The 25,275-nt window shown below is 72.7% G+C and carries 16 protein-coding genes; 15 read left to right on the forward strand and 1 reads right to left on the reverse strand.

Annotated elements, in window-relative coordinates; translation table 11 throughout:
* Positions 1–58 precede the first annotated feature (58 nt).
* The 12 genes from ABZ928_RS26090 (at position 59) to ABZ928_RS26145 (ending at position 17,164) form a co-directional block, all read left to right on the forward strand.
* Entirely contained in the window at positions 59–1,393 is a 1,335-nt protein-coding gene (locus tag ABZ928_RS26090) for an ABC transporter substrate-binding protein (protein ID WP_361523541.1), read from the forward strand.
* Positions 1,394–1,395: 2 nt separating this feature from the next.
* The gene (locus tag ABZ928_RS26095) at positions 1,396–2,337 is read left to right on the forward strand and encodes a sugar ABC transporter permease (RefSeq protein WP_361523543.1); all 942 of its coding nucleotides are present in this window, start codon (positions 1,396–1,398) and stop codon (positions 2,335–2,337) included.
* Between the two features lie 3 nt (positions 2,338–2,340).
* The gene (locus tag ABZ928_RS26100; protein WP_361523546.1) at positions 2,341–3,234 is read left to right on the forward strand and encodes a carbohydrate ABC transporter permease; all 894 of its coding nucleotides are present in this window, start codon (positions 2,341–2,343) and stop codon (positions 3,232–3,234) included.
* Between the two features lie 88 nt (positions 3,235–3,322).
* Positions 3,323–4,588, forward strand: a complete 1,266-nt coding sequence (locus ABZ928_RS26105; RefSeq protein ID WP_361523548.1) for a 6-phospho-beta-glucosidase — start codon at positions 3,323–3,325, stop codon at positions 4,586–4,588.
* Complete coding sequence (locus ABZ928_RS26110) at positions 4,579–5,550, forward strand: BadF/BadG/BcrA/BcrD ATPase family protein (RefSeq protein ID WP_361523551.1); 972 nt, start codon at positions 4,579–4,581, stop codon at positions 5,548–5,550. The genes ABZ928_RS26105 and ABZ928_RS26110 overlap by 10 nt, the downstream gene beginning before the upstream one ends.
* Before the next feature lie 476 nt (positions 5,551–6,026).
* A complete protein-coding gene (locus ABZ928_RS26115) occupies positions 6,027–7,439 on the forward strand; it encodes a hypothetical protein (RefSeq protein WP_361524650.1) in 1,413 nt (470 codons plus the stop codon).
* Positions 7,440–7,453: 14 nt separating this feature from the next.
* Positions 7,454–8,539: a glutamate ABC transporter substrate-binding protein gene (locus tag ABZ928_RS26120; protein ID WP_361523554.1), complete on the forward strand. Its 1,086-nt coding sequence runs from the start codon at positions 7,454–7,456 to the stop codon at positions 8,537–8,539.
* Between the two features lie 60 nt (positions 8,540–8,599).
* Positions 8,600–9,934: a hypothetical protein gene (locus tag ABZ928_RS26125; RefSeq protein WP_361523557.1), complete on the forward strand. Its 1,335-nt coding sequence runs from the start codon at positions 8,600–8,602 to the stop codon at positions 9,932–9,934.
* Positions 9,931–12,468 carry a tetratricopeptide repeat protein gene (locus tag ABZ928_RS26130; RefSeq protein WP_361523560.1) on the forward strand — a complete coding sequence of 846 codons (2,538 nt, stop codon included), beginning with the start codon at positions 9,931–9,933 and terminating at the stop codon, positions 12,466–12,468. Before ABZ928_RS26125 ends, ABZ928_RS26130 begins: the two co-directional genes overlap by 4 nt.
* Positions 12,469–13,809 carry a PP2C family serine/threonine-protein phosphatase gene (locus ABZ928_RS26135; protein ID WP_361523562.1) on the forward strand — a complete coding sequence of 447 codons (1,341 nt, stop codon included), beginning with the start codon at positions 12,469–12,471 and terminating at the stop codon, positions 13,807–13,809.
* Positions 13,810–13,907: 98 nt separating this feature from the next.
* Positions 13,908–15,254 carry a VWA domain-containing protein gene (locus ABZ928_RS26140; RefSeq protein WP_361523565.1) on the forward strand — a complete coding sequence of 449 codons (1,347 nt, stop codon included), beginning with the start codon at positions 13,908–13,910 and terminating at the stop codon, positions 15,252–15,254.
* A 50-nt stretch (positions 15,255–15,304) separates the two neighbouring features.
* Positions 15,305–17,164, forward strand: coding sequence for an FHA domain-containing protein (locus tag ABZ928_RS26145; RefSeq protein ID WP_361523568.1), 1,860 nt, complete (start codon positions 15,305–15,307; stop codon positions 17,162–17,164).
* Between the two features lie 53 nt (positions 17,165–17,217).
* Here the strand turns inward: ABZ928_RS26145 and ABZ928_RS26150 are convergent, their stop codons facing one another.
* Positions 17,218–18,240, reverse strand: a complete 1,023-nt coding sequence (locus ABZ928_RS26150) for a methyltransferase domain-containing protein (protein WP_361523570.1) — start codon at positions 18,238–18,240, stop codon at positions 17,218–17,220.
* 69 nt (positions 18,241–18,309) lie between these two features.
* Here ABZ928_RS26150 and ABZ928_RS26155 point away from each other — a divergent pair, with 69 nt between their 5' ends.
* The 3 genes from ABZ928_RS26155 (at position 18,310) to ABZ928_RS26165 (ending at position 25,007) form a co-directional block, all read left to right on the forward strand.
* On the forward strand, positions 18,310–18,714 hold the full coding sequence (locus ABZ928_RS26155) for a globin (RefSeq protein ID WP_361523573.1): 405 nt from the start codon (positions 18,310–18,312) through the stop codon (positions 18,712–18,714).
* 190 nt (positions 18,715–18,904) lie between these two features.
* Positions 18,905–22,144, forward strand: a complete 3,240-nt coding sequence (locus tag ABZ928_RS26160) for an ABC transporter permease (RefSeq protein WP_361523575.1) — start codon at positions 18,905–18,907, stop codon at positions 22,142–22,144.
* A 64-nt stretch (positions 22,145–22,208) separates the two neighbouring features.
* Complete coding sequence (locus ABZ928_RS26165; protein WP_361524653.1) at positions 22,209–25,007, forward strand: FtsX-like permease family protein; 2,799 nt, start codon at positions 22,209–22,211, stop codon at positions 25,005–25,007.
* Positions 25,008–25,275: the final 268 nt, after the last annotated feature.

A 25,275-nucleotide genomic window follows, 5' to 3' on the forward strand; every position in this document is an offset into this window, starting at 1 on the left:
CCGCAAGCCCCCTCACCTCACCGCCAGCCCTCCGCCCTCGCCCCAGGGAGACCTCGCCATGCCCCAGCGCGCCCGAATAACGGCCTTTGCCCTGATCGCCTCCGCGGCCCTCCTCACCACCTCCGCCTGTACCGGCCAGTCGGAGTCCGGCGCGAACGACGACGCGTCCGCCGAGACCACCCTCAACTTCTGGCACGCCTGGAGCGCGCCGAACGAGGTGAAGGCGGTCAAGTCCCTGATCGCCGGGTTCGAGAAGGCGCACCCCAACATCCACGTCAACATCGTCGGCAACATGACGGACGACAAGATCAACCAGGCGCTGCGCGCGGGCGGTTCGAAGGCGCCCGACGTGATCTCGTCCTTCACCACCAACGCCGTCGGCAAGTTCTGCTCCTCCGGCGCCCTGGTCGACCTCAACCCCTTCTTCGAGAAGGCGGGCATCGACCCGGACAAGACGTTCCCGACCGCGATGAGCGAGTACACCCAGTTCGAGGGCAACCGCTGCACGGCCCCGCTGCTCGGTGACGCGTACGGCCTCTACTACAACAAGACGGCGTTCGAGAAGGCGGGGATCAGCAGCCCGCCCAAGACCTGGTCCGAATTCGAGGCCGACGCCAAGAAGTTGACGATCACTCAGGGCGACAGCTACAAGCAGCTCGGCTTCATGCCGAACTACCACGGCTGGGAGACCACGACCGAGCACTACATGGGCCAGTTCTCCCCCACGTACTTCGACAAGAGCGGCAAGTCGACGGTCGCGACGGACCCGGCGGTCGCCGCCGCCTTCACCACGCAGAAGAAGCTGGTCGACGAACTCGGCGGCTACGCCAAGCTGGAGAAGTACCGCGCCAAGCTCGGTGACGAGTGGGGCCCGAAGCACCCCTTCCACACCGGCCAGGTGGCCATGCAGCTCGACGGCGAGTGGCGGCTCGGGATGGCCCTCGACGCCAAGCCCGACTTCGAGATCGGGGTCGCCCCGCTGCCCGTCCCCGACGACCAGGCCGACCAGTACGGCAAGGGCTACATCACCGGCACGATCACCGGCATCGCCGCCACCAGCAAGAAGCAGAACGCGGCCTGGGAGCTGGTCAAGTACATCACCACGGACACCGACGCGGTGGTGGACTTCTCCAACGCCATCCACAACGTGCCCTCCACGCTGGAGGCCCTGAAGTCCCCGAAGCTGAAGTACGACCCGCGCTTCAAGACGTTCCTGGACATCGCCGCCGACCCCAACTCGACGACGTCTCCCGCCTCCCTCAACGGCGGCGTGTATCTCCAGACGATCCAGAACTTCGGCTACGAGTACGAGAGCGGCAGGACCACCGATCTGACGGCGGGCCTGAAGAAGACGGCCGCGCAGATCGACACGGACATCGCGCAGGCGAAGTAGCGATGAGCACCGTCACGTTGAGGTCGAAGCGCCGCCGATCGGCGCTTCGGACCCTGGCCTTCATGTCGCCCTGGCTGATCGGCTTCGCGGTCTTCTTCGCGTACCCGATGGTCTCGACGCTCTACTTCTCCTTCATGCACTACGACGGCTTCAAGCCGCCGACGTGGAGCGGGACGAAGAACTGGACGTACGTCTTCGAGAACTACCCCTACTTCTGGCCCGCCCTGCGCAACACCCTGTGGCTGGTCGTGATCACGGTGACCCTGCGAGTCCTCTTCGGGCTCGGCATCGGTCTCCTCATCACGAAGATCAAGACCGGCACAGGTGTCTTCCGCACCCTCTTCTACCTCCCCTACCTCGCCCCGCCGGTAGCGGCCACGATGGCCTTCGCCTTCCTCCTCAACCCCGGTACGGGCCCGGTCAACTCCCTCCTGGAGAAGATCGGCATCCCGGCCCCGGGCTGGTTCAACGACCCGGCCTGGTCCAAGCCGGCCCTCACCCTCCTCTTCCTCTGGGGCGTGGGCGACCTGATGGTCATCTTCATGGCCGCGCTGCTCGACGTACCGAAGGAGCAGTACGAGGCGGCCGAGCTGGACGGGGCGTCGGCGTGGCAGCGGTTCCGGTTCGTGACGATCCCGAACATCTCGCCGATCATCATGTTCGCGGTGGTCACGGGCGTGATCGCGGCAATGCAGTGCTACACGCAACCCCTGGTGGCGGGAAAGGTCGCCTCGGGGGTGATCCAGGGCGCGGGCACCATGTTCGAGCCCGGCTACCCGGAGAAGTCGACGCTCACCCTCCCCCAACTCGTCTACAACCTGGGCTTCCAGCGCTTCGACTACGGCTCGGCCTGCGTAGTGGCCCTCGTCCTCTTCGCCCTCTCCATGGCCTTCACCGCGTTCCTGATGCGGCGCCGAGGCGGCCTGATCCAGGCAGGTGACTGACAGATGACCCAAGTACTGGACCGGCCGGTGGAGTTGAAGGAACCGGCCTCCCCCGCCGAACGCACGGCCCGCCGCAAGGCGCTCCTGGAATGGATCGCCATCCACTCCCTCGGCATCGCGGCGGCCCTGTTCTTCACGCTCCCCTTCGTGTTCGTCTTCCTGACCTCGCTCATGAGCGACGACCAGGCCCTCAGCCGGGACCTGATCCCGCACACCTGGGAGTGGGCCAACTACCGCAAGGTCTTCGACACTCCGGGCTTTCTGACCTGGTGGAAGAACACGCTCATCTACGCCGGCGCGGGCACCGTGCTCGCCGTCGTGTCGTCGATCCCCGTGGCGTACGCGCTCGCCAAGTTCCGCTTCCGGGGCCGCAATCTGTCCCTGATGCTGGTGATCTCGATGATGATGCTGCCGCCCCAGGTGGTCGTCATCCCGATGTACCTGTTCTGGGCGAAGCAGCTGGACCTCTCCGGCACGTTGTGGCCGCTGATCATCCCGCTGGCGTTCGGGGACGCCTTCTCGATCTTCCTCCTCCGCCAGTTCCTGATGACGATCCCCAACGAGTACCTGGACGCGGCGAAGGTGGACGGCTGCGGCGACCTGCGCACCCTGCTGAAGGTCGTCCTCCCGATGGCGAAGCCCGGGATCGCCGCGGTCGCCCTCTTCCAGTTCTTCAACGCCTGGAACGACTACTTCGGCCCCCAGATCTACGCCTCGGAGAACCCGGGCGCCTGGACCCTGTCCTACGGCCTGGAGTCCTTCAAGGGCGCCCACCACACCGACTGGAATCTGACCATGGCCGCGACCGTACTGGTCATGGCCCCCGTGATCCTCGTGTTCTTCTTCGCGCAGAAGGCGTTCGTCGAAGGTGTCACGCTCACCGGAGTAAAGGGCTGACGCGCATGCTGTGTCTCCCCGGGGGACAACCCCCGGACCCCCGGCCGATCAAGACCGCCCCCGGCGCCCGAAAGCGAGGGACCTCCCAGTGAAACTCACCGTGGTCGGCGGAGGTTCGACCTACACTCCCGAACTCATCGACGGCTTCGCGCGCTTGCGGGACACCCTCCCCATCGAGGAACTGGTCCTGGTGGACCCGGCCCTCGAACGCCTCGACCTGGTGGGCGGGTTGGCCCGCCGCATCTTCGCGAAGCAAGGTCACCCGGGCCGGATCACCGTCACCGACGACCTCGACGCGGGCGTGGCCGACGCCGACGCCGTGCTGCTGCAACTCCGCGTGGGCGGACAGGCGGCACGCGAGCAGGACGAGACGTGGCCGCTGGAGTGCGGCTGCGTGGGCCAGGAGACGACGGGCGCGGGCGGCCTCGCGAAGGCCCTCCGCACGGTCCCGGTGGTCCTGGACATCGCGGAACGGGTCCGCCGCGCCAACCCCCACGCCTGGATCATCGACTTCACCAACCCCGTCGGCATCGTCACCCGCGCCCTCCTCCAGGCCGGCCACAAGGCGGTCGGCCTGTGCAATGTGGCGATCGGCTTCCAGCGGAAGTTCGCGGCCCTGCTCGACGTCCCCGCCGCCGACATCCACCTCGACCACGTCGGCCTCAACCACCTCACCTGGGAGACGGGCGTACGCCTCGGCGGCCCCGAGGGCAAGGACGTCCTGCCCGACCTCCTGGCCCACCACGGCGAGACGATCGCAACGGACCTCCACCTCCCACCCGCCCTCCTGAACCACCTGGGCGCGGTCCCGTCGTACTACCTGCGCTACTTCTACGCGCACGACGAGGTCGTACGGGAACTCACGACCAAGCCCTCCCGGGCCGCCGAAGTGGCACAGATGGAACGGGAGTTGCTGAAGATGTACGGCGACCCGCAGCTGGACGAGAAGCCGGAGCTGCTGGCCAAGCGGGGCGGCGCCTACTACTCGGAGGCAGCGGTGGACCTGGCGGCGGCGCTCCTCACCGGTACGGGAAGCCCGTACCAGGTGGTGAACACGTACAACAACGGCACGCTGCCCTTCCTCCCCGACGACGCGGTGATCGAGGTGCAGGCGGCGGTGGGGCACAGCGGGCCGACGCCGTTGCCGGTGGCGCCGGTCGATCCGCTGTACGCGGGGCTGACGGCGGCCGTGACGACATACGAGGACCTGGCCCTGGAGGCGGCCCTGCGCGGCGGCCGCGACCGAGTCTTCCGCGCCCTCCTCTCCCACCCCCTGATCGGCCAGTACGAGTACGCCGAAGCCCTCACCGACCGACTGATCGCACACAACCGGGAGCATCTCGCGTGGGCATGACCGCAGGTGTCCTCGCCGTGGACGCGGGCAACAGCAAGACCGACGTGGCCGTGCTGGCGGCCGACGGAACCGTCCTCGCGACGGGGCGCGGCGGGGGGTTCCGGCCGCCGGCGGTGGGCGTGGAGACGGCGGTGGACGCACTCGCCGAGGCGGTGGCCGAGGCCTTCACGGCGGCCGGCATCACTTCGGTGGACCATGTCTCGGCGTGCCTGGCCAACGCCGACTTCCCGGTGGAGGAGGAGCAGTTGGCCGCGGCCCTGCACGCGCGCGCGTGGGGCACGACGGTGGAGGTCCGCAACGACACGTTCGCCATCCTCCGCGCCGGCATCACCGAACCCCGAGGCGTGGCAGTGGTCTGCGGCGCCGGCATCAACTGCGTGGGCATGCGCCCGGACGGCCGCACCGCCCGCTTCCCCGCCCTGGGCCGCATCTCCGGCGACTGGGGCGGTGGTTGGGGCCTGGCGGAGGAGGCCCTGTGGCACGCGGCCAGGGCGGAGGACGGCCGGGGCGGACCCACAGCCCTCTCCCGCACCCTCCCGTCCCACTTCGGCCACGCCACCATGCTCGCCCTCATCGAGGCCCTGCACCTGGAGCACATACCACCAGCCCGCCGCCATGAACTGACCCCGGTGCTGTTCGCCACGGCGGCGGACGGCGACCCGGTGGCCCGGTCGCTGGTGGACCGGCTGGCGGAGGAGGTGGTGACCATGGCGACGGTGGCCCTGACCCGCCTGGACCTCCTGACGGAGGAGACCCCGGTCCTCCTGGGCGGCGGCGTCCTGGCGGCCCGTCACCCCCAACTGGACGACGGCATACGGGACCTCTTGGCGGCCCGCGCCCCCAAGGCCGTACCGCAGGTGGTGACAGCGAGCCCGGTGCTGGGCGCGGCCCTGCTGGGCCTGGACGCGACCGGCGCACCCATGGAGGCACACGCCCGCACGCGCGCGTACTACGAGGGCTGACGGAGGGACCCACGAGTCCGCACCGGCGCAACGGCGAGCAGGGGACGTACCGGGGGGGTGTCCGCCCGCAGCGGCGGGCGTCAAACACGTTCAACCGCCGGAGATACAGAGCCGCCCGACCGAGGACGGACACCCCCCGGTGCGGCCCCGACCCACGACGGCGAATGGTGCGCAACGCAAGCCCCCACCAAGGGGCCACGGGCCGCCGCAAGCATCGGCGCACCACCCCCGAAACCCGAACCGGGAACCGAACAGATTCCTCCCGCGTGTGAATGGGCAGGGGGAGGTGCGGGGCGCCACGGCGTGCCGTAAAACCGCGCACCGCGCTGCAATCCGATCAAGATCCAGTGAAGGCCGGTGCGGATGTCAGTCCCGGCAGCGATACTTGCGGCGACGGATGACCATGGGGGAGGTCAACAGTGACACACCCGCCGAAAAGCAGCGCGGCGCCACCACCGGCACCCGGCGTGCCCACGATGCCGGCCGTGCCACCGCAGCACGCACAACAGGCGCACTCCAACGGCACCGGCACCCCCACACCCGCCTCGCCGCCGGAGTCCCGCCGTACCGCGTTCGCCGAGGGCGTCGACCGGCTGCGCGCCGCCGCCGTCACCGAGCCCGGCCGGCTGCGCATCATCGGCGCCCTGCTCGCCGCGCTGGTCGTGGCGTTCGGCGCGGTCACCGCCTGGCAGATGACGGACCGCGCGGCCGCCGCCGACGACGTGCTGCACAAGAGCCAGCCGCTGAGCAGCGCCGCCGCCGACATCTACCGCAGCCTCGCGGACGCCAACACCGCGGCCTCCAGCGGGTTCCTCGCGGGCGGCCAGGAGACGGCCGCGTCCCGGCAGCGGTACGAGGAGGACATCGACAAGGCCGCCGCCGGTCTCGTCAAGGCCGCCTCGAACTCCGACCCGGACTCCCCGGCCGCGGAGACCGTCACCAAGCTCAACGGCATGCTGCCCGAGTACAAGGGCCTCGTGGAGCGCGCCCGCACCTACAACCGCCAGGGCTTCCCGGTCGGCGGCGCGTATCTGCGGTACGCCAACGAGAAGATGCAGAAGGACATGCTCCCGGCGGCCGAGGACCTGTACAAAAAAGAAAACCAGCGCCTGCGCGCCGACTACGACGACGCGACGCCCTACCCGTGGGCCGCGATCGGCCTCGGCGTCACCGTCCTCGGCGCGCTCGTCTGGGCCCAGCACCGCAACTACCGGCGCACCAACCGGGTCCTCAACCACGGCCTGGTCGCGGCCTCGGCGACGACGACCGTCGTCCTGCTGTGGCTCGTCGTCGGGCACAGCGTCGCGCGCGCGGGCCTCGACGACTCCTACGACCACGGCGTCCGCTCGCTGAACGTCCTGCACGACGCGCGGATCGCCTCCCTGAAGGCGCGCGGCAACGAGAACCTGACCCTGGTGGCGCGCGGCGCCGAGACCGTGACGGTCAAGAACGCCAAGGGTGAGGACGAGGTCAAGGACGCGTACGACAACAGCTTCCAGACCGACATGAACACCCTCGGCAAGGGTCTCGCCGAGGCCGCGAAGCTCGCCGACGACGACTCCGGCGAGCAGCCCGTCACCGCGGCCGAGGGCAACATGAAGGAGTGGAAGCTCCGGCACGGCGACGCCCGCAAGGCCGACGAGGACGGGCTGTACGAGGCGGCGCTGAACAAGGTCATCGGCTCCGAGGGCGCGACCGGCGAGTGCTTCGACAGCGTCGACAAGAACCTCGCCAAGGCGCTGGACCACGAGGAGGCCGAGTTCAGGCAGTCCGCCGGTGACGGTCTGGACGCGATGGCGGGGCTGCCGGTGGGTGCCGCGGTGCTCGCCGTCCTGGGCGCGGCCGGCGCGGTCCTGGGCATCGGCCGCAGGCTGTCGGAGTACCGGTGAGAGGGGGCATGACGATGAACGCACGGCGTATGCGGGTGCTGCGGGCCGGTCTGAAGGGCTGGGGCGGGGTGGCCGCGATGGCGGTCGTCTGCGCCCTGGCGCTCGCCTTCGCGCTGCTGCTGCCGCTGACCCAGTCGTCCGGCGCCGGCCCGGCCACCGGCGGCCAGGGCGTGGCCCACGGCAGCCAGGCCCTGGCCGAGGACGGGCCCTGCGAGAAGGACCCGCGGATCGCGAAGGCCCCGGAGACGTACACGCTGTCCCCGTCGTCCGCGGACGGCCCGACGATCGCCGCGATCAAGGCCCGGGTCGGCGAGAAGCGCAAGCTGATCGTCGGCGTCGACCAGAACAGCTACCGCTGGGGCTACCGCAACCCCAACGCGGAGCACAAGGGCGAGCTGGAGGGCTTCGACATCGACCTGGTCCGCCGGATCGCCCAGGACATCCTCGGTGACCCGAACGCGGTCCAGTACAAGGCGATCCCGACCAACCAGCGCATCCCGGCGATCCAGGACGGCCGCGTCGACATGGTGGTCCGCACGATGACCATCAACTGCAAGCGCCTGCCCGATGTGTCGTTCTCCGCCCCGTACTTCAAGACCGGCCAGCAGCTCCTCGCCCCGATCTCCTCGACGATCTCGGGGTACGGACCGCAGGACATCGGCAAGCTCGCCAAGAAGAAGATCTGCACGGCGGAGGGCTCGACGGCGTACGCGAAGCTGGACGACGACAAGACGGCGGGGAAGCTGCCCGCCACCACCGACATCTCCACCACCGTCCCCAACCAACTCGACTGCCTGGTACGGCTTCAGCTCGGCGAGGTCGACGCGGTGGTCACCGACGGCGCGCTCGCCGCGAGCCAGGCCGCGCAGGACCCGACGGTCCAGCTCAAGGGCGAACCGTTCACCACCGAGTACTACGGCGTGGCGATGAACCTGAAGGCCGACGATCTGGTACGCCGGGTCAACCAGATCCTGGCGGACTACCGCAAGGACACCGCGAACGGCTGGCAGGCGTCGTACGACAAGTGGCTTTCGGCGACACTGGGAGCGGACGCGAAGGAGTCGGCGCCGCCGGCCCCCGAGTACCTGCGCAAGAGCTGACGCGGACACCGGACGGAACAGGCACTCAACCCCCAACTACCCAGCAGCGAGAGGTGATCGATGGGCGTCACGGGACCCCCCGGGCCGGTGATGGACCGGGACGAGGTGGACCGTGCGCTGGCGCGGCTCGGCGCGGAGTACGAGGCGATCGAGACCTCGCTCCTCGCCTTGCAGGACCACTCGGGCCGCAGACTGCTCGAGGGCGCCGCGCTCACGGGTGTCACCAAGGACCGCTGGACGGCCGCGGACGCGTCGATCACGCTGCTGTGGGCGTACTTCGACGCCTACACCGACGCGTTGCGCACCGCCCGCGAGATCAGGTCCCGGCGCCGCTGGTCCAGCCAGGGCGACCTGGCGGAGCTGACGGAACTGCTGCGCGGCGAGTCGGTGACGGTGGCCGGAAGCGCCACGGCAACGGCCAACGCGCCGACCCTGCACGGCAATTCGGGCAAGCTCAGCGAACAGTTCTCGCTGTCGACGCTCGTGGACCGCATGAACGAGCTGTACGCGACCTCGCTGGACATGGTCGTGGCCGCCGACGCCGTCTGGTCGGCGCTGCCCGCGCGGATAGATTTACTGGCCGCGGAGCTCCAGCGCACCCGCAAGCTCGCGCACTCCGTCGGCGTCCGCCCGGGCGAGCACCCGGCGGGCGACGACCTGGAGCGCATCACCCGCACGCTGACCCAGCTGCGCGAGGAGGTCGTCTCCGACCCGCTGGCGTACTGGCTGCCCGCCCAGGGCAGTTCGGCGCCCGGCGGCGGCCGTCCCGACACCACGGTGTACGACCGTGAGGCGCGCGCCCTGGAGGACGTGCGCCGGGAGATCGACGCGGTGCTGACGGTCCGCCAGGACGCCGAGCAGCGGCTGATCAAGCTCCGGGACGTGCTGTCCCGCGCGGACCGCACGCTCGCCGAGGCCCGCACCGCGCGCGGCGAGGTGCTGGCGAAGATCGCCGCCACGGAGGTGCCGGTCGTCAGCGGACCGCCGACGGTGCTCCAGGAGCAGCTGGCGACGGCCGCCGAGTACCGCAGACACGCCCAGTGGCACCGCCTGTCCCCGCTCCTGGAGTCCCTGGAGCAGAAGGCGGAGGACGAACTGCTGCGCGCCCGCGAGTCGTTGACCGCGGTCACCCAGCCACTGGCGGTCCGCGCGGAGCTGCGCGGCCGCCTCGACGCGTACAAGGCGAAGGTCGCCCGGCACGGCCTCGCCGAGGACCCGTTCCTGATCGAGCGCTACGACGCGGCGCGCCGCATGCTGTGGAGCGCGCCCTGCGATCTGCGCGTCGCCGGAGAGGCCGTGCTGCGCTACCAGCAGGCGGCCGCCGAACTGCTGCGCGCCCCGAGGGTGCCGGAGCAGAGCGGGCCCGAGGACCGTAGGGGGGAGGCCCAGTCATGAGTGAGGCACAGCAGGCCTGTCAGCGACCCGGCTGCGACGGGTCGTACGAGGACATGGGCGGCGGCGAGCTGTACTGCGACACCTGCGGTCTCGCACCGGTCGTCTCGGCCGACGGCATGGTGGGCTCCCCGCCGACCGGTGTCACGGGCAACGGCAAGGGCTCCCGTGGCTCGGGCAGCGGCAGTTCGCGCTCCTCGCGCCCCAGCGGCCGCGCCAGCTCCCGTACGTCGTCGCAGTCGTCGAAGTCACGGCGCTCGGTGTCGGGACGGCTCTCGCGTTCCCTGTCGGGGCGTTCGACGAGCCGCTCGGTGTCGGTGCGCAGCTCCGGCTCCAGCACCAACTCCAGTGCGCGGGGCCGGCTCGGGGCGGGTCTGGTGCAGGTCCCGGACGTGCCGCGGCCCGATCCGCGCGCGATGGTCCTGGAGAACCCTGAGGTTCCCGAGCGCAAGCGCTTCTGCTCCCGCTCGGACTGCGGGGCGCCGGTGGGCCGTTCGCGCGGCGACCGGGCGGGCCGTACGGAGGGCTTCTGCACCAAGTGCGGCAACCCGTACTCGTTCGTCCCGAAGCTCGGTGCCGGGGACATCGTGCACGGCCAGTACGAGGTCGTGGGCTGTCTCGCGCACGGCGGTCTCGGCTGGGTCTATCTCGCGGTGGACCGCGCGGTGTCGGACCGCTGGGTGGTCCTGAAGGGCCTGCTCGACACGGGCGACCAGGACGCGATGGCGGCGGCGATCTCCGAGCGGCGCTTCCTCGCCGAGATCGAGCACTCCAACATCGTGCGGATCTACAACTTCGTCGAGCACCTCGACCAGCGGACGGGTTCGCTGGACGGCTACATCGTCATGGAGTACGTCGGCGGCAAGTCCCTCAAGGAGATCGCCAACGGCCGCCGCACCTCCGGCGGCAAGCGCGATCCGCTGCCGGTGGAGCAGGCCTGCGCGTACGGCATCGAGGCCCTGGAGGCGCTCGGCCACCTGCACAGCCGCAACCTGCTCTACTGCGACTTCAAGGTCGACAACGCGATCCAGACCGAGGACCAGCTCAAGCTCATCGACATGGGCGCGGTGCGCAGGATGGACGACGACGAGTCGGCCATCTACGGCACGGTGGGCTACCAGGCGCCGGAGGTCGCCGAGGTCGGCCCGTCGGTGGCGTCCGACCTCTACACGGTCGCCCGCACGCTGGCCGTCCTGAGCTTCGACTTCCAGGGCTACACGAACGTCTTCGTGGACTCCCTCCCCGACCCCGACCACATCGAGGTCTTCCGCCAGTACGAGTCCTTCTACCGGCTCCTGGTCCGGGCGACCGACCCCGACCCGGCCCGCCGGTTCGCCTCCGCGCAGGAGATGGCCGAGCAGCTGACGGGGGTGCTGCGGGAGGTCGTGTCGCTCCAGACGGGGCGGGCGCGTCCTGCGCTGTCGACGCTGTTCGGGCCCGAACTGCGGGTGACGGACACGGAGTTGTTCCCGAAGCTGGACGGGGACGTGTCGCGGCTGGGCGGCCGGGTGGCGTCCACGCCCCGCCGTGGAGGCGCCGCGCTTCCCCAGCTCTCCCTCAGCGGCCCGGCCGTCGCGGCGCTCGGGAGCACCGAGTCCCTCGTCAAGGCCGTGGGGACGCCGGCGGCGGCGCTCGCCCTGCCTGTGCCCCGGGTCGATCCCTCCGACCCGAACGCCGGGTTCCTCGCCGGGCTCATGGCCACCGCCGCCGCCGAACTGCTCGGCGCCCTCGCCGCCGCGCCCGCGCCGTCCGTGGAGACGCGGCTGCGGCAGATCCGGGCGTGGCTGGAGAACGGGGACGCGTACACCGCCGTGGAGGCGCTGCGGCGGCTGGAGGAGGAGCGGCCCGACGACTGGCGGGTGGTGTGGTACCGCGGCGTGGCCTCGCTCGTCACCGGGGACCACGAGGCCGCCGCGCTCGCCTTCGACGCCATCTACGACGCCTTCCCGGGCGAGCCCGCTCCGAAGCTGGCGCTGGGGCTGTGCGCGGAGGTGCTCGGACAGCTCGACAACGCCGCCGAGTACTACCGGCTGGTGTGGTCGACCGACCCCAGCTATGTGAGCGCCGCGTTCGGGCTCGCACGCGTGCAGCTCGCGAGCGGGGACCGGGCCGGTGCCGTGGCGTCCCTGGAGTCGGTGCCGGAGTCGTCCATCCACTACACCGCCGCGCGCGTGGCCGCCGTGAGAGCGCGGCTGCGCGGACGTACGGCGGCCGCCGGCGACGTACCGTTCCTCGACGACCTGACCGCCGCCGCCGGGCAGGTCGAGGCGCTGGACGCGTACGGGCTGGATCCGGCGCGCCGGGAGCAGTTGTCCACGGAAGTCCTCGGCTGTGCCCTCGACTGGGTACTCTCCGGTGGCCAAGGCACCGCCCCGGCCACCCGCCGGGTGCTGCTCGGCAGCGAACTGGACGAGCGGGGACTCCGCTTCGGCCTGGAGCGCTCGTACCGCACGCTGGCCCGGCTGGCCCGCGGCGGCGAGGAGAGGATCGACCTGGTGGAACGTGCCAACCGTTACCGCCCCCGGACGTGGGTGTAGTTGATGTCGCAGATGCCCCAGTTGTCCGCCTGCCCCAGCTGCGAGGAACCCCTCGAATCGGGTGACCGCTTCTGCGGTGCGTGCGGATACGACCTGTCCGCCGTGCCCGCCCCGCCCGCCGACGACCCGACGGTCGTCGTGGCCGTCAACGCCAATGGCTCTGGCCAGGCCGAGGGAGTCGCCTGGCCGGTCGCCTCCGAGCCGGCCGGCTCGGACAGCCCGCCGGCCACTCATCTGCCGACGGACCTGGCGGGCACGGACTCGGGCGGCCACGACCTGTCGGCCGCCCATGAGGTCCCGCCCACCGGCTCCCCGGTCTCCCCGGTCACCGGTGTGCGCTTCGACCGCCCGCCGGAGCCCGACGAGTACCCGCTCCAGGCGCCCGATCCACGGATCACGCCCGACGTGCCGACCCCGGCGGAGGGCGTCAAGGTGTGTGTCGCCTGCCGTGCCGGGCGGGTCGACCACGACGGGTACTGCGAGAACTGCGGGCACGCCCAGCCGCGCGAACGCGACCACATGGAGCAGGAGTCGGGCCCGATCGCCGCCGTCAGCGACCGCGGGCTGCGCCACCACCGCAACGAGGACTCGTTCGCCATCGGCACCGCCGCCCTGCCCGACGGACAGCCCGCCGCCGTGGCGATCGTCTGCGACGGCGTCTCCTCCGCGACCCGCCCCGACGACGCCTCGCTGGCCGCCTCCCGCGCGGCGAGCGAGTCGCTGCTCGCCGCCCTGCCGCGCGGCACCCACCCGCAGCAGGCCATGCACGACGCGATCGTCGCCGCCTCCCGCGCGGTCAACTCGCTGGCCGCCGAACCGCAGACGGCCCGTGAGCACGCCCCGCACCAGAACGCCCCGGCCTGCACGATCGTCGGCACCGTGGTGACCGCCGGACTGCTGGTCGTCGGCTGGGTCGGCGACAGCCGCGCCTACTGGGTCCCGGTGGACCGCAGCGCTCCCCCGGCCCGGCTCACCGAGGACGACTCGTGGGCCGCGCAGATGGTCGCCGCGGGGCTGATGAACGAGGCGGAGGCGTACGCCGACGAGCGCGCCCACGCGATCACCGGCTGGCTCGGCGCGGACGCCTACGAACTGGAGCCGCACACCGCTTCCTTCAAGCCGGACCGTGCGGGTGTAGTGGTGGTGTGCACCGACGGACTGTGGAACTACGCCGAGGCGGCGCCGGAGATGGCCGAGGCCCTCCCCCTCGACGCCGCGGCGCGCCCCCTGCACAGCGCGCAGGTCCTCGTCGGTCACGCCCTGGACGGCGGGGGCCACGACAACGTAACAGTGGCCGTCGTGCCGTTCCCCGCCCCTCCGCAGGGGGCAGGATCGGCCTGAGGCCGATTACGGGGACGCCTCAACGGACCGGAGGGGACCGGTCCGCTCACAGTCATTGCCCCACGTCCGTGGGGTTTCCGAGGGGGATTTGAGACGGCATGGCCAATTTCTCGAAGTCCAACGTGCCGCAGTTCTCGATGGACGTGTACCAGAACGAGTACCTGCCGGAGGGCGGGCGCGAGGTCAACGCCATCGTCACGGTGACCACGACCGGCGGCGGCACCATCGGCAGCGCGGTCGGCTCGCCGCACCTGTACACCCCGGGGCAGGGCCCGGACGCCGCCGTGGCGATCATGGTCGACTGCTCGGGCTCGATGGACTACCCGCCGACCAAGATGCGCAACGCCCGTGACGCGACGGCCGCCGCCATCGACACCCTGCGCGACGGGGTGCACTTCGCGGTGATCGGCGGCACGCACGTGGCCAAGGAGGTCTATCCGGGCGGCGGCCGGCTGGCCGTGGCCGACGCCACCACCCGCGACCAGGCCAAGCAGGCCCTGCGCAAGCTGAGCGCGGGCGGCGGTACGGCGATCGGCACCTGGCTGCGCCTCGCCGACCGGCTGCTGTCCTCGGTGGACGTCGCCATCCGGCACGGCATCCTGCTCACCGACGGACGCAACGAGCACGAGTCGCCGGAGGACCTCAAGGCCGCCCTCGACTCCTGCGCCGGACGCTTCACCTGTGACGCGCGGGGCGTGGGCACCGACTGGGTAGTGAGTGAAGTCACAGGGATCGCCTCGGCCCTGCTCGGCACGGCCGACATCGTCGCCGACCCCGCCGGGCTCGCCGCCGACTTCACACAGATGATGGAGACGGCCATGGGCAAGGAGGTCGCGGACGTCTCCCTGCGGGTGTGGACACCGGTCGGCACCACCATCAGGTTCGTCAAGCAGGTCGCGCCCACCGTCGAGGAGTTGACCGACCGCCGCACCGAGGCCGGTCCGCGCGCCGGGGACTACCCCACCGGCTCCTGGGGAGACGAGTCCCGTGACTACCACCTCTGCGTCGAGGTCCAGGCCGCCCACATCGGCCAGGAGATGCTGGCCGCCCGGGTCTCCCTCGTCGTCCCCCAACCCGACGGCAGCGCCCAGAACTTGGGCGCGCAGGGGCTCGTACGGGCCGTGTGGACCGACGACATGGTCGCCTCGACGTCGATCAACCCCCAGGTCGCCCACTACACCGGGCAGGCCGAACTGGCACAAGTCATTCAACAAGGGCTGGACCTGCGCAAAGCGGGCGATATGGATGGAGCAACGGCCAAACTGGGTCGGGCCGTTCAGCTCGCAAGCGCTTCCGGGAACGCCGATACTGCGAAACTGCTTGCGAAGGTGGTGGACGTGGTCGATGCCGCGACAGGTACTGTGCGGTTGAAGGCGAAGGTCGAGGAGGCCGACGAGATGACACTCGAGACACGGTCCACAAAGACTGTTCGTGTAAAGAAGTAGTGACGTAGCACGACCTACTGGGTCACAGAAGGAGAGGGGGACGCGCCGACATGCCGACCTGCCCGAACGGACACCAGTCGGGTTCCGACGACTGGTGCGAGGTCTGCGGTCACCGCATGGCCGGTGCCGTGCCTCCACCCCCTCCCCCGCCCCCCGCCGCCGGCGGCTACGGCTTCCCGCCACCCCCGCCCGGGGCCGGCGGCCAGCCCGGACGCTCCCATCTGTCCGCCGTACCGGACCCCGAGCCGGAGCTCTGCCCGCAGTGCCGCACGCCCCGCGAGGGCGGTGCGCCCTTCTGCGAGGAGTGCCGGTGGAACTTCCTCACGAACACGGCCACGTCGTACACCCCGGCCGCCCCGCGCCCGCCGGCCCCCGGCCCGGGCGTCCGCTTCCAGGGCCCGCCGCCCGGCGCGTCCTACGGCGCCGGTGACTCGTACGAGTACCAGGGCTCCCGCCCGTCCCAGATGAACCGCCCCGCCGAACCGATCCCGCCCTTCGGCGGCGACCCGTCCGGACCGGCGGGAGGCCCGCCTCCGCCACCGCCCGGTCCGGGTGGGTTCGGTGGATCCGGGGGGCCTGGGGGTGCTGGTGGCCCTGGCGGGCCGGGTGGTCCGGGTGGGTTCGGTGGGCCTGGCGGCCCCGGTGGCTTCGACGGACCTGGCGGCCCGGGCGGTACGAGTGCGCCTGGCGGCCCGGGTGCCTTCGGCGGCCCCGGTCGATCCGGTGGCCCTGGTGGTCCCGGTGGCTTCGACGGCCCGGGCGGTCCCGGCGGCACAGGTGCGCCCGGCGGTCCGGGCGGCTTCGGCGGACCTGGTGGCCCGGGTGGGCCCGGCGGCTTCGACGGCCCGGGAGGACCTGGCGGTACCAACGCTCCGGGTGGCCCCAACTCCCCTGGCGGACCTGGTGGGTTCGGTGGACCGGGCGGCCCTGGCGGCCCCGGTGGACCTGGCGGCTTCGACGGCCCGGGTGGTCCGGGTAGCACCGGCGCCCCGGGCGGACCGGGCGCGTTCGGCGGACCCGGTGGTCCCGGTCGGTCCGGTGGCCCTGGTGGTCCCAGTGGCCCGGGTGGCTTCGACGGCCCCGGCGGCCCGGGCGGTACGGGTGCCCCCGGCGCCTTCGGCGGCCCCGGTCGCCCCGGCGGCTTCGACGGACCTGGTGGCCCGGGCGGTCCGGGGCGTCCCGGTGGCTTCGACGGACCTGGGGGACCCGGTGCTCCCGGCGCCCCCTCCGCCTTCGGCGGTGACCCTTCGCGGCCGGTGCCTCCGCCGCCCGGCCCGACCCCGCCCGCCGGCGGTCCCGGCGGTCCCGGGGGCGCGCCCTCGGCGTTCCAGCCGTCCGGTCCGGGCGGTCCCGGCGGCTTCGGCGGCGGTGACGACGACTGGGTGATCTCCCCGCCGTCCTCCACCGCCCCCGGCGGTCCCGGTGGCGGCCCCGGCGGTGGCTACGGCTACCCCCAGCCCGGCTCCACCCAGGCCCCTCCCGGCCCCGGGTACCCGCAGCAGCCCGCGACCTGGACCGCCACCATCGGCCCGGACCGCGAGTACTTCATGGCGATGATGCAGCGCTCGGGCCCCGAGGCCGCCGGCCTCAACCTGCCCGCGTACTCCCCGGAACAGCAGCGCACACTCAGCGGCAACCAGGTCACCATCGGCCGCCGCCGGCACTCCACCGGCGACACCCCCGACATCGACCTGTCGGTGCCGCCGGAGGACCCGGGCGTCTCGCACCAGCACGCCGTACTGGTCCAGCAGCCCGACGGCACCTGGGCGATCGTCGACCAGAACTCGACGAACGGTACGACGGTGAACGGCGCGGAGGAACCGATCCAGCCCTTCGTCCCCGTACCGCTCCAGGACGGCGACCGCGTGCACGTGGGCGCGTGGACGACGATCACGGTCCGCCGCGGCTAGTCACGACGATCGAGAGGGCCGGACGTACGACGTCGTCCGGCCCTCTCGGCGTCTCACCCCCCGATCGGCCACGCGTAAGGCCCCTCCGGATCGTCCAGCCACGCCCACTCCGCCCCGCCGCTCACGGTGATCCCGTACCGCTCCCGCACCGGCCATCCCTCGTTCTCCCACAGCTGGTAGGCCTCCTGCGGATCGAGGCTGCTGCGGCTCAGGACCAGCAGGAAGCGGAACAGTTCGTGCTCCCGGGCCCGGCGCGGCACCCCGCCGAGCCGGGCGGGCTCCGGTTCCGGGCGCCCCGATCCCCGCAGCGGCACGAAGTAGGCGGGCGTGTGCAGGAAGCGCCCCTCGGCGTGCCCCGGGTCGCGGACGGTGAGGGCGATCAGGCCGGTGGCGAGCGGGGTGAGGATCCGGGCGCCGGGGACGCACTGGGCGAGCCAGGCCTGCGGGATCGAGCCCAGGGTGCAGGTCGCGATGATCCGGTCGAAGGGGGCGCGCTCGGGGACCCCGCGGGCCCCGTCGCCGGTGACGACGACCGGACGGTGCCCGGCGGCGGCCAGATGCTGCCGGGCCGCCTCGGTGATCTCCGGTTCCAGGTCGACGGTGGTGACGAGGCCGTCGTCGCCGAGCCGGTGCGCGAGGAGCGCCGCGTTGTACCCCGTACCGGCGCCGATCTCCAGGACCCGGTCGCCGTCCCCGACCTCCAGGGCGGCCAGCATCATCGCCATGAGGGAAGGCTGACTGGACGACGACACCAGTTCGCCGTCCCGGAGCCGGGTGGCCAGCGGGGCGTCGGCGTAGGCACCGCGCACCCAGCGCTCCCGGGCGCGCGGATCGGGACTCTGGCCCCAGCGGCGCTCGTAGCCGCCCTCCCCCACTCTCGAATTCGCTCGAGCGGGGGGACCCCCACCGCCGACGTAGTAGTACGGCACGAACAGATGGCGCGGTACGGCCGCGAAGGCCTCCCGCCACACCGGGTCGTCCGCCCAGGCCCCGCTCGCGTCGATCCGCTCCACCAGCGCGGCCCGCGCCTCGGCGGCCAGTTCTTCCAGATCCCTGTGGAGAGCGTGCGCACCCATACCTCCACTGTCCTGCGGAAGGGTCCTAAGCCCCAAGTCCTGGGTCTCCTCGTCTGAGACGATGGACGGGTGAAAGAGATTCGGCGCGGCACGCTTCAGACGGAGACCTTCTACGAGCAGGTCGGTGGGGAGGAGACCTTCCGCCGCCTCGTCCGACGTTTCTACGAGGGCGTGGCCGAGGACCCGCTCCTGAAGCCGATGTACCCCGAGGAGGACCTGGGCCCGGCCGAGGAGCGGCTGGCGCTGTTCCTCATCCAGTACTGGGGCGGTCCGACGACGTACAGCGACAACCGCGGCCACCCCCGGCTGCGGATGCGGCACGCCCCGTTCCAGGTGGACCGGGCGGCGCACGACGCGTGGCTGAAGCACATGCGGGTCGCCGTGGACGAGCTCGGGCTGTCCGAGGAGCACGAGCACACGCTGTGGAACTACCTGACGTACGCGGCGGCCTCGATGGTGAACACCGAGGGCTGACCCACCGCGTTCACTCGGCCCCGACGCCCACTCAGCCCACCGCGTCGCCTGAGTCCCGGATTCCGGTCATAGAACGCCGGATTCCGATCACGATCCGGTCAAGGCCGCCCCACAAACGCTTACCGCGCGCCGGTCTCCTCTGACAGCATCGCCGGGAGGTCTGGACAACACGGCGGGGGGCCGGTTCGGCGTGACGGGGTTCGGGGGATTCGCGAGGTTCGTCCTGCTGCGCGCGCGGGCGCACCGTCCGCTCCTGGCCGCCGCGCTGCTCGCGGTCCTGCTGACCACGGCGGTCCTGGCGACCCTCACCGCCTACTCGGGCGCGATCGGCGACGCGGCCCTGCGCCACTCCCTGAACGATTCCCGCAACGCCGCCGACACCGCCCTCGTCGTCAAGGCCGACGTACCGGCCGAGGGCCGCGAGGGTGCCGACACCGCCGTACGCGAAGGGGCGCGGAAGACCTTCGCCGGGCTGCCGGTGACCGTGCGCAAACTGCAACGGTCCGGCCCGTACGCGCTGCCCCGCTCGCTCCAGCCCGCCGCCGAACGGTCCGGCGACCCGGATCTGACGCACTTCGCGGCCCTGGACGGGTCCCAGGTGCGGATCACCGAGGGCCGCGCCCCCAGCGCTTCCTCCTCGGCGGTCGAAGTGGCGCTCCCGCAGTCCGCCGCCCGCCTCCTGAAGCTCAGGCCCGGCGCCCGTCTCACCCTCGTCGACCGGCTCGACGGCGTGAAGGTGAGCGTCGAGATCGTCGGCCTGTACCGGCCCGTCCGCACCGACGCCCCGTACTGGCAGCTCCTCGACGACCTGCGCGGCCGCGGTGTCAACAAGCTCGACTTCACGACGTACGGCCCCCTGCTCGCCGCCCCCGACACCCTCACCGGCGGCCGGGTGACCGCCGGTCCGTCGGCGTGGCTGGCGACGGCCGACTTCTCGACGCTGACGACCGCCCGGATCGGCGCCCTGCGCGAGGCGGCCCGCGCGGGCGGTGCGGCGATGCGCGGCGAGTCCGCGCTGAGCGGCACGACGGCCGCGAACACCCAACTGCCCACCGTCCTCGACCGGGTCGAGCGTTCGCTGCTCGTCTCCCGCTCCACCCTCCTGATCGTCGCGCTCCAGCTGGCGCTCCTCGCGGGCTGCGCGCTGCTCCTGGTGGCCCGGCTGCTGAGCTCCCAACGCGCGGGCGAGACCCGGCTGTTGAGGGCGCGCGGCGCCTCCCGCCCCCGGGTCGCGGGCCTGGCCGCCCTGGAGGCGCTGCTGCTCGCCGTCCCCGCCGTGGCGCTGGCGCCCCTGTTGGCCGGACCGCTGACCCGGCTGCTCGCCGGGCAGGGCGCGCTGGCCCGGATCGGCCTGCACCTCGACGTACCGGCCGCCGGACGGATCGGAGTGTGGCTGGTGGCGGCCGGAGTGGCCCTGGGCTGCGCACTGGCGGTGACGCTGCCCGCGCTGACGTCGTCCTTCGAACGCGGCAGCCGGGCCCGCGCCCTGCCCGGCGCGATCCGCTCCGGCGCGGACATCGGCCTGCTGGTGATCGCCGGGGTCGCGTACTGGCGGCTCGACGGCCAGACCACCGGCGCGGTGACCGACGACAGCTCCGATTCCCTGGGCGTCGACCCGCTGCTGGTCGCCGCCCCCGCCCTCGCCCTGCTCGCCGGTACGGTCCTCACCCTCCGCCTCCTGCCCCCGCTGGCCCGCCTCGCCGAACACCGGGCGGCCGCCGGGCGGGGTCTCGCCGCCGCCCTCGCGGGCTGGCAGATCGGCCGTCGCCCGGGACGCGGCGCGGGTCCGGTGCTGCTGCTCGTCCTCGCCGTGGCGCTGGGCATGCTGGCCATCGCCCAGGGCGCCTCCTGGAACCGCTCGCAGGACGACCAGGCCGACTTCCGCGCCGGAGTACCGGTCCGCGTGACCGCCAACGGCCAGGACGACCTCGGCCGCACCGACGAGTACGCGGCCCTGGACGACGTACGGCAGACCGCTCCCGCCGTCCGCACGGAACTCCCCCTGTCCGGCGACCGCACGGCCTCCGTCCTGGCCCTGGACACCGCGCACGCGGCGGACGCGATGCTGATGCGCCGGGACCTGGCGTCCGAGCCGGTACGGCCGCTGCTCGCCGGGCTCGGTCCGAAGGGCTCGACGGCGGGCGCGAAGGTGCCCGAGGGCACGTCCCGGCTGCGGCTGACGGCGACCCTGGGCGGCGCGACGGCGGACACGGTGGCCGATGTGACGGTGACCCTGGAGGACCGCTACGGCACCCCGTACCGCGTCCCGGCGGGCACCCTCGCGGGCGACGGCCGCCCGCACGCCCTCGAACTCGCCGTCCCGTCGGGCCCGTTGACACTGACGGACGTACAGCTGGTCCAGCCGCTCCCCGTCGGCCGGGGACAGCAACAGCGGCTGTCCCTGGGCGGGTTGGCGGCCGTGGGGGCCGACAAGGCCGTACGACAGGTGCGGTTGCCGTCCGACTGGACGGTCGACTCCCTCGCCGACGGGATCGTCGAGAACGTGGACGCCAGCAATCTCCCCACCAAGGCGCGGGTGACGGGGGCACGGCCGCCGACCGCCGAGTACGGCACCGGGTACATCCCGGCCGACAACCCGTACGTCATCGCCTCGTTGACCGTCCGCCTCCAGGTCGCGCAGGCCGCGCCGCCGGAGCTGACGGCCGTCGCGACCGACCGTTACCTGGAGTCGGCGGGCGCCCGTACCGGGCAGCGGGTGGACGTGACGTTCGGCGGCCGGACGCTGCCGGTGCGGATCGTGGCGTCGGTCGAGGCGCTGCCGACGACGGTGGGCGACGGCGGGGCCCTGCTGGTCGATCTGCGGTCCGTGAACCGGGTGTTGGAGGCGCGGTACGGGGAGAGTGTGGCGCCGACGGAGTGGTGGCTGGAGACCGACCGGCCGGCGGAGGTCGCGGCGGCGCTGCGGGGCCGGCCGGACATCGACCCCGCGCAGGTCGTCGTACGGGACGAGATCGCCGCCGAGTTGCGCGACGACCCGTTCGGGGCGGGCCCCGAAGCGGCGTTCACGGCGGCGGCCGGGGTCGCGGCGGCGCTGGCCGCGCTCGGGTTCGCGGTGAGCGCGACGGGCTCCCTGCGGGAGCGGGACTCGGAGTTCGCGGTCCTGCGCGCGCTGGGCGCCCCGCGCCGCGGACTGGCCCGCACGATCGCCGTCGAGCAGGGCGTCCTGGTGACGCTGGCCCTGCTGGTGGGCACGGCCCTCGGAACGGTACTGGCGCGCGCGGTGATCCCCCTGATCGTCCTGACCGGCGAGGCGACGCGTCCGGTGCCGGGGGTGCTGGTCCAACTGCCCGTGTCACGGGTGGCGTTGCTGCTGGCGGCGGTGGCGGTGACGCCGCTGGTCGTGACGGGCGCACTGGCGTTGCGGCGGGCGAATCCGGTGGCGGCGCTGCGGGAGCAGGGGAGCGAGTGAGATGAAGTCCGTACGTGTCCCCGGGGTCCCCGGTATGCGCGCCTCTCGGATCCGCGCCCGTCTGATGCGGGCCCCTCGGCTCCGCGCGCCCTGGATCCGCACCCGGCTCCGGGCCGCCCCCGGTGCGGCCGCGGCCCTCGCCCTGATGGTGGTGCTCACCGCCTGCCTCGCCGCCGCCTTCCCGCGCGCGGTCGACCACTACGAGGACGCGGGCCTGCACCACGCCGTCGAGGAGGCCGGCCCCGACCAGACGTCCGTACAGCTGTACGCGCAGCCCGAGTACGGGATCATCTCGGAGCAGGACGTCAGTCCCTCGGTCCTGGCCGACCAGTACGCGAAGATCCTCGCCACGGTCGAACGGCCCGTGGTCCCCGACGAGTCCCAGTCCACGTACGGCGTGCGCACCGCGAGCAGCTTCGAGGTGCCGGACGCCTGGATCCCGCAGCCCACCGGCACGCCCGCGCAGGTCACGCTGGTCGCGCAGGCAGGCCTCGCCGACCACGTCCGCTCGGTCACCGGCCGGCTGCCGCGCGCGTCGGCCTCGACGTCCGCGTCGACGCCCGAGGTGGAGGCGGCGGTCAGCGCGGCGACGGCCAAGAGCCTGCACATCAGGGTGGGTTCACGCATCCACGTCCCCGGCGAGGGCCGCGACCCGCTGGTCGTCCGCGTCACCGGCATCGTCACCCCGAGCGACCCGGCGGGCGCCTACTGGTCCACCCACCCCGTCCTGCACCGCCCCTCCCTGGTCCCGGTCCCCGGCGCGAACATGGAGAAGTACTGGCTCGGCGCCCTCCTGCTCGCCCCCGAGGCGGCCCCCGCGCTGCTGGGCACGCCCGGAAACCCTTGGCGCTACTGGCAGTTGGCCCCGGTCACGAACGCCCTGCACGCCTACGAGGCCGACCGGCTGAGGACCGCCGTGGCCTCCCTGGAAGCCGGCCCGGCGCTCCAGAAGATCCGTGAGGTCACCGGCCCCCTGACGGACGCCGACACCGACCTCGACGACATCCTGGCCTCCTACGACCGCCTCGGCGAGGGCGTCACCCCGCTGATCGCGGTGGCCGCGTGCGGCGCCGGCACGGTGGCCGCCGTGGTCCTCCTCATGGCGGGCGGCCTCGCCGCCGACCGCCGCCGCACCGAACTCGCCCTGCTGCGCGCCCGCGGCGCCTCCCTGCGCGGCCTGGCGGCCCGCCTGTGCGCGGAGACGGCGACGGTGGCCGTCCCGGCGGGGGCCGTGGGCCTGACGGCGGCGTTGCTGCTGATCCCCGAGGCCCGCACGACGTACGCCGTCGCGGCGGCCGCGGCGGTCACGACGGCAGCCTGCGCGGCCCTCCCGGTGCGCGCGATGGTGGCCCACCGGGTGGTACGGCTGCACACCGGCCGCGAGGACGTGGCGACGGTACGACCGTCCCGCCGCCGCACGGTCGCCGAGCTGACCCTCCTCGTCCTGGCCCTGGCCGCGGTGGAGACCCTGCGCCGGAGAGGCGCGGAGGCCGACGAACTCTCTTACGTGGCCCCGGTGTTGACGGGAGTGATCGCGGCCCTGGTCCTGGTCCGCCTCTACCCGCTCCCCCTCCGCCGCCTGGCCCGCCCGGCAGGCCGCCTCCGCGGCGTGGTCGCCCACCTCTCCCTGGCCCGCGCGGGCCGCACCTCGGCCTCCGCGGTCCTCCCCCTCCTGGCCCTCCTCACCGCCCTGACGACGGCCGCTTTCGGCGGCTCGGTCCTGACCGGCGTGAGCGAGGCCCGCGACCGCGCGGCCCTCTCCACGGTCGGCGCGGACGCCCGCGTGGACGCGGAGGGCCCCCTGCCGTCGACGCTGTCCGCCCGGGTCCGCGAGACTCCGGGTGTGCGGGCCGTGACGCCGGTGAGCATCGCCTACCAGGCCCAGCTCGACAACGGCCGCCAGTCGGCACCGGTGGTGGGCGTGGACCCGGTGGGATATGCGGAGTTGGCGAGGAGGACGGGCTTGGGGCCGTTCGATGAGGACGAGTTGAGGAAGTCGGGGGCGGGGTCGGATTCGGGTTCGGGGTCGGATTCGGGTTCGGGGTCGGATTCGGATTCGAGATCGGGATCACGGTCGGGATCGGGATCGGTCCTGCCGGCGGTGGCGTCCCCCACGGTCGCCGCGACGTACGGCACCCGCCCCTTCCCCGTGAACCTCCCGGACGGTACGTCCTTCACCGCCCGCATCACAGCGATCCGCGACCGCACCCCGGCGGTGGCCGGCACGGAGTTCCTACTGGTGAACAGGGCGGCCCTGCCCGAGGCCGCGGCCCGCCCGACGGCCCTGCTGGTGACGGGCCCGGACGTGGACGGCCAGGCCCTGCGCAAGGTGACGGCGGGAGCGGGGGCAGGGGCGGGGGCAGCGCACGTCCAGTTGCGCGCGGAGGAACGAGCCGCCTACATCAACTCGCCCCTCCAGTCAGGCGCCGAACACATCTACACGGCGGCAGTGGCAGCGGGCGCGGGCTACGCCGTCCTCGCCCTCCTCCTCTCCCTCCTCCGCGCCGCCCCCGAACGCACCGCCCTCCTGGCCCGCCTCCGCACCATGGGCCTGACCCGCGCCCAAGGCCGCCGCCTCCTCATCCTGGAGTCCCTCCCCCAGGCCCTCCTGGCAGCCCTGGGCGGCGCATTGACAGGCTGGGCGACAGTGGCACTCCTCTCCCCGGGCATCGACCTGACGACCATCGCTCTCTCCACCAACCAATCGGGCGCGGGGAGAGCCGAGTTGATCCTGTCTCCGCTGTCCCTGGCGATCCCGGCGACCGCGGTTCTGCTGGTGACGGTGGGAGTGGCGGGGGTTCAGGCGTGGTGGTCGGGGAGACGGGGGGCGGTGGGGGAATTGAGGGCGGGGGATGCGAGATGACGGAGTATCTGGACCCACTTGACGTGCGGGCAGCCGCGCGGCCAGGGCAACGCCCACGCAGGCAGTCGACGCCCACCCGGCCACCCAGCCTGCGAGCAGGCGTACCACCAGAGCAACGCCCACCCGGGCAGTCGGCGCCCGCCCAGCCGCCCAGCCCGCGGGCAGGCGTGCCGCTAGGGGCGGCTCCCGGCCCAGAGAGAGGCGGCACCCCGCCAGCGCGGGCGAGCGACACCCACCCGACCTCAGCCCCCACCCAGGCCAGCGACCC

Source organism: Streptomyces sp. NPDC046909, from assembly GCF_040644695.1.
Classification (GTDB): Bacteria; Actinomycetota; Actinomycetes; order Streptomycetales; family Streptomycetaceae; genus Streptomyces.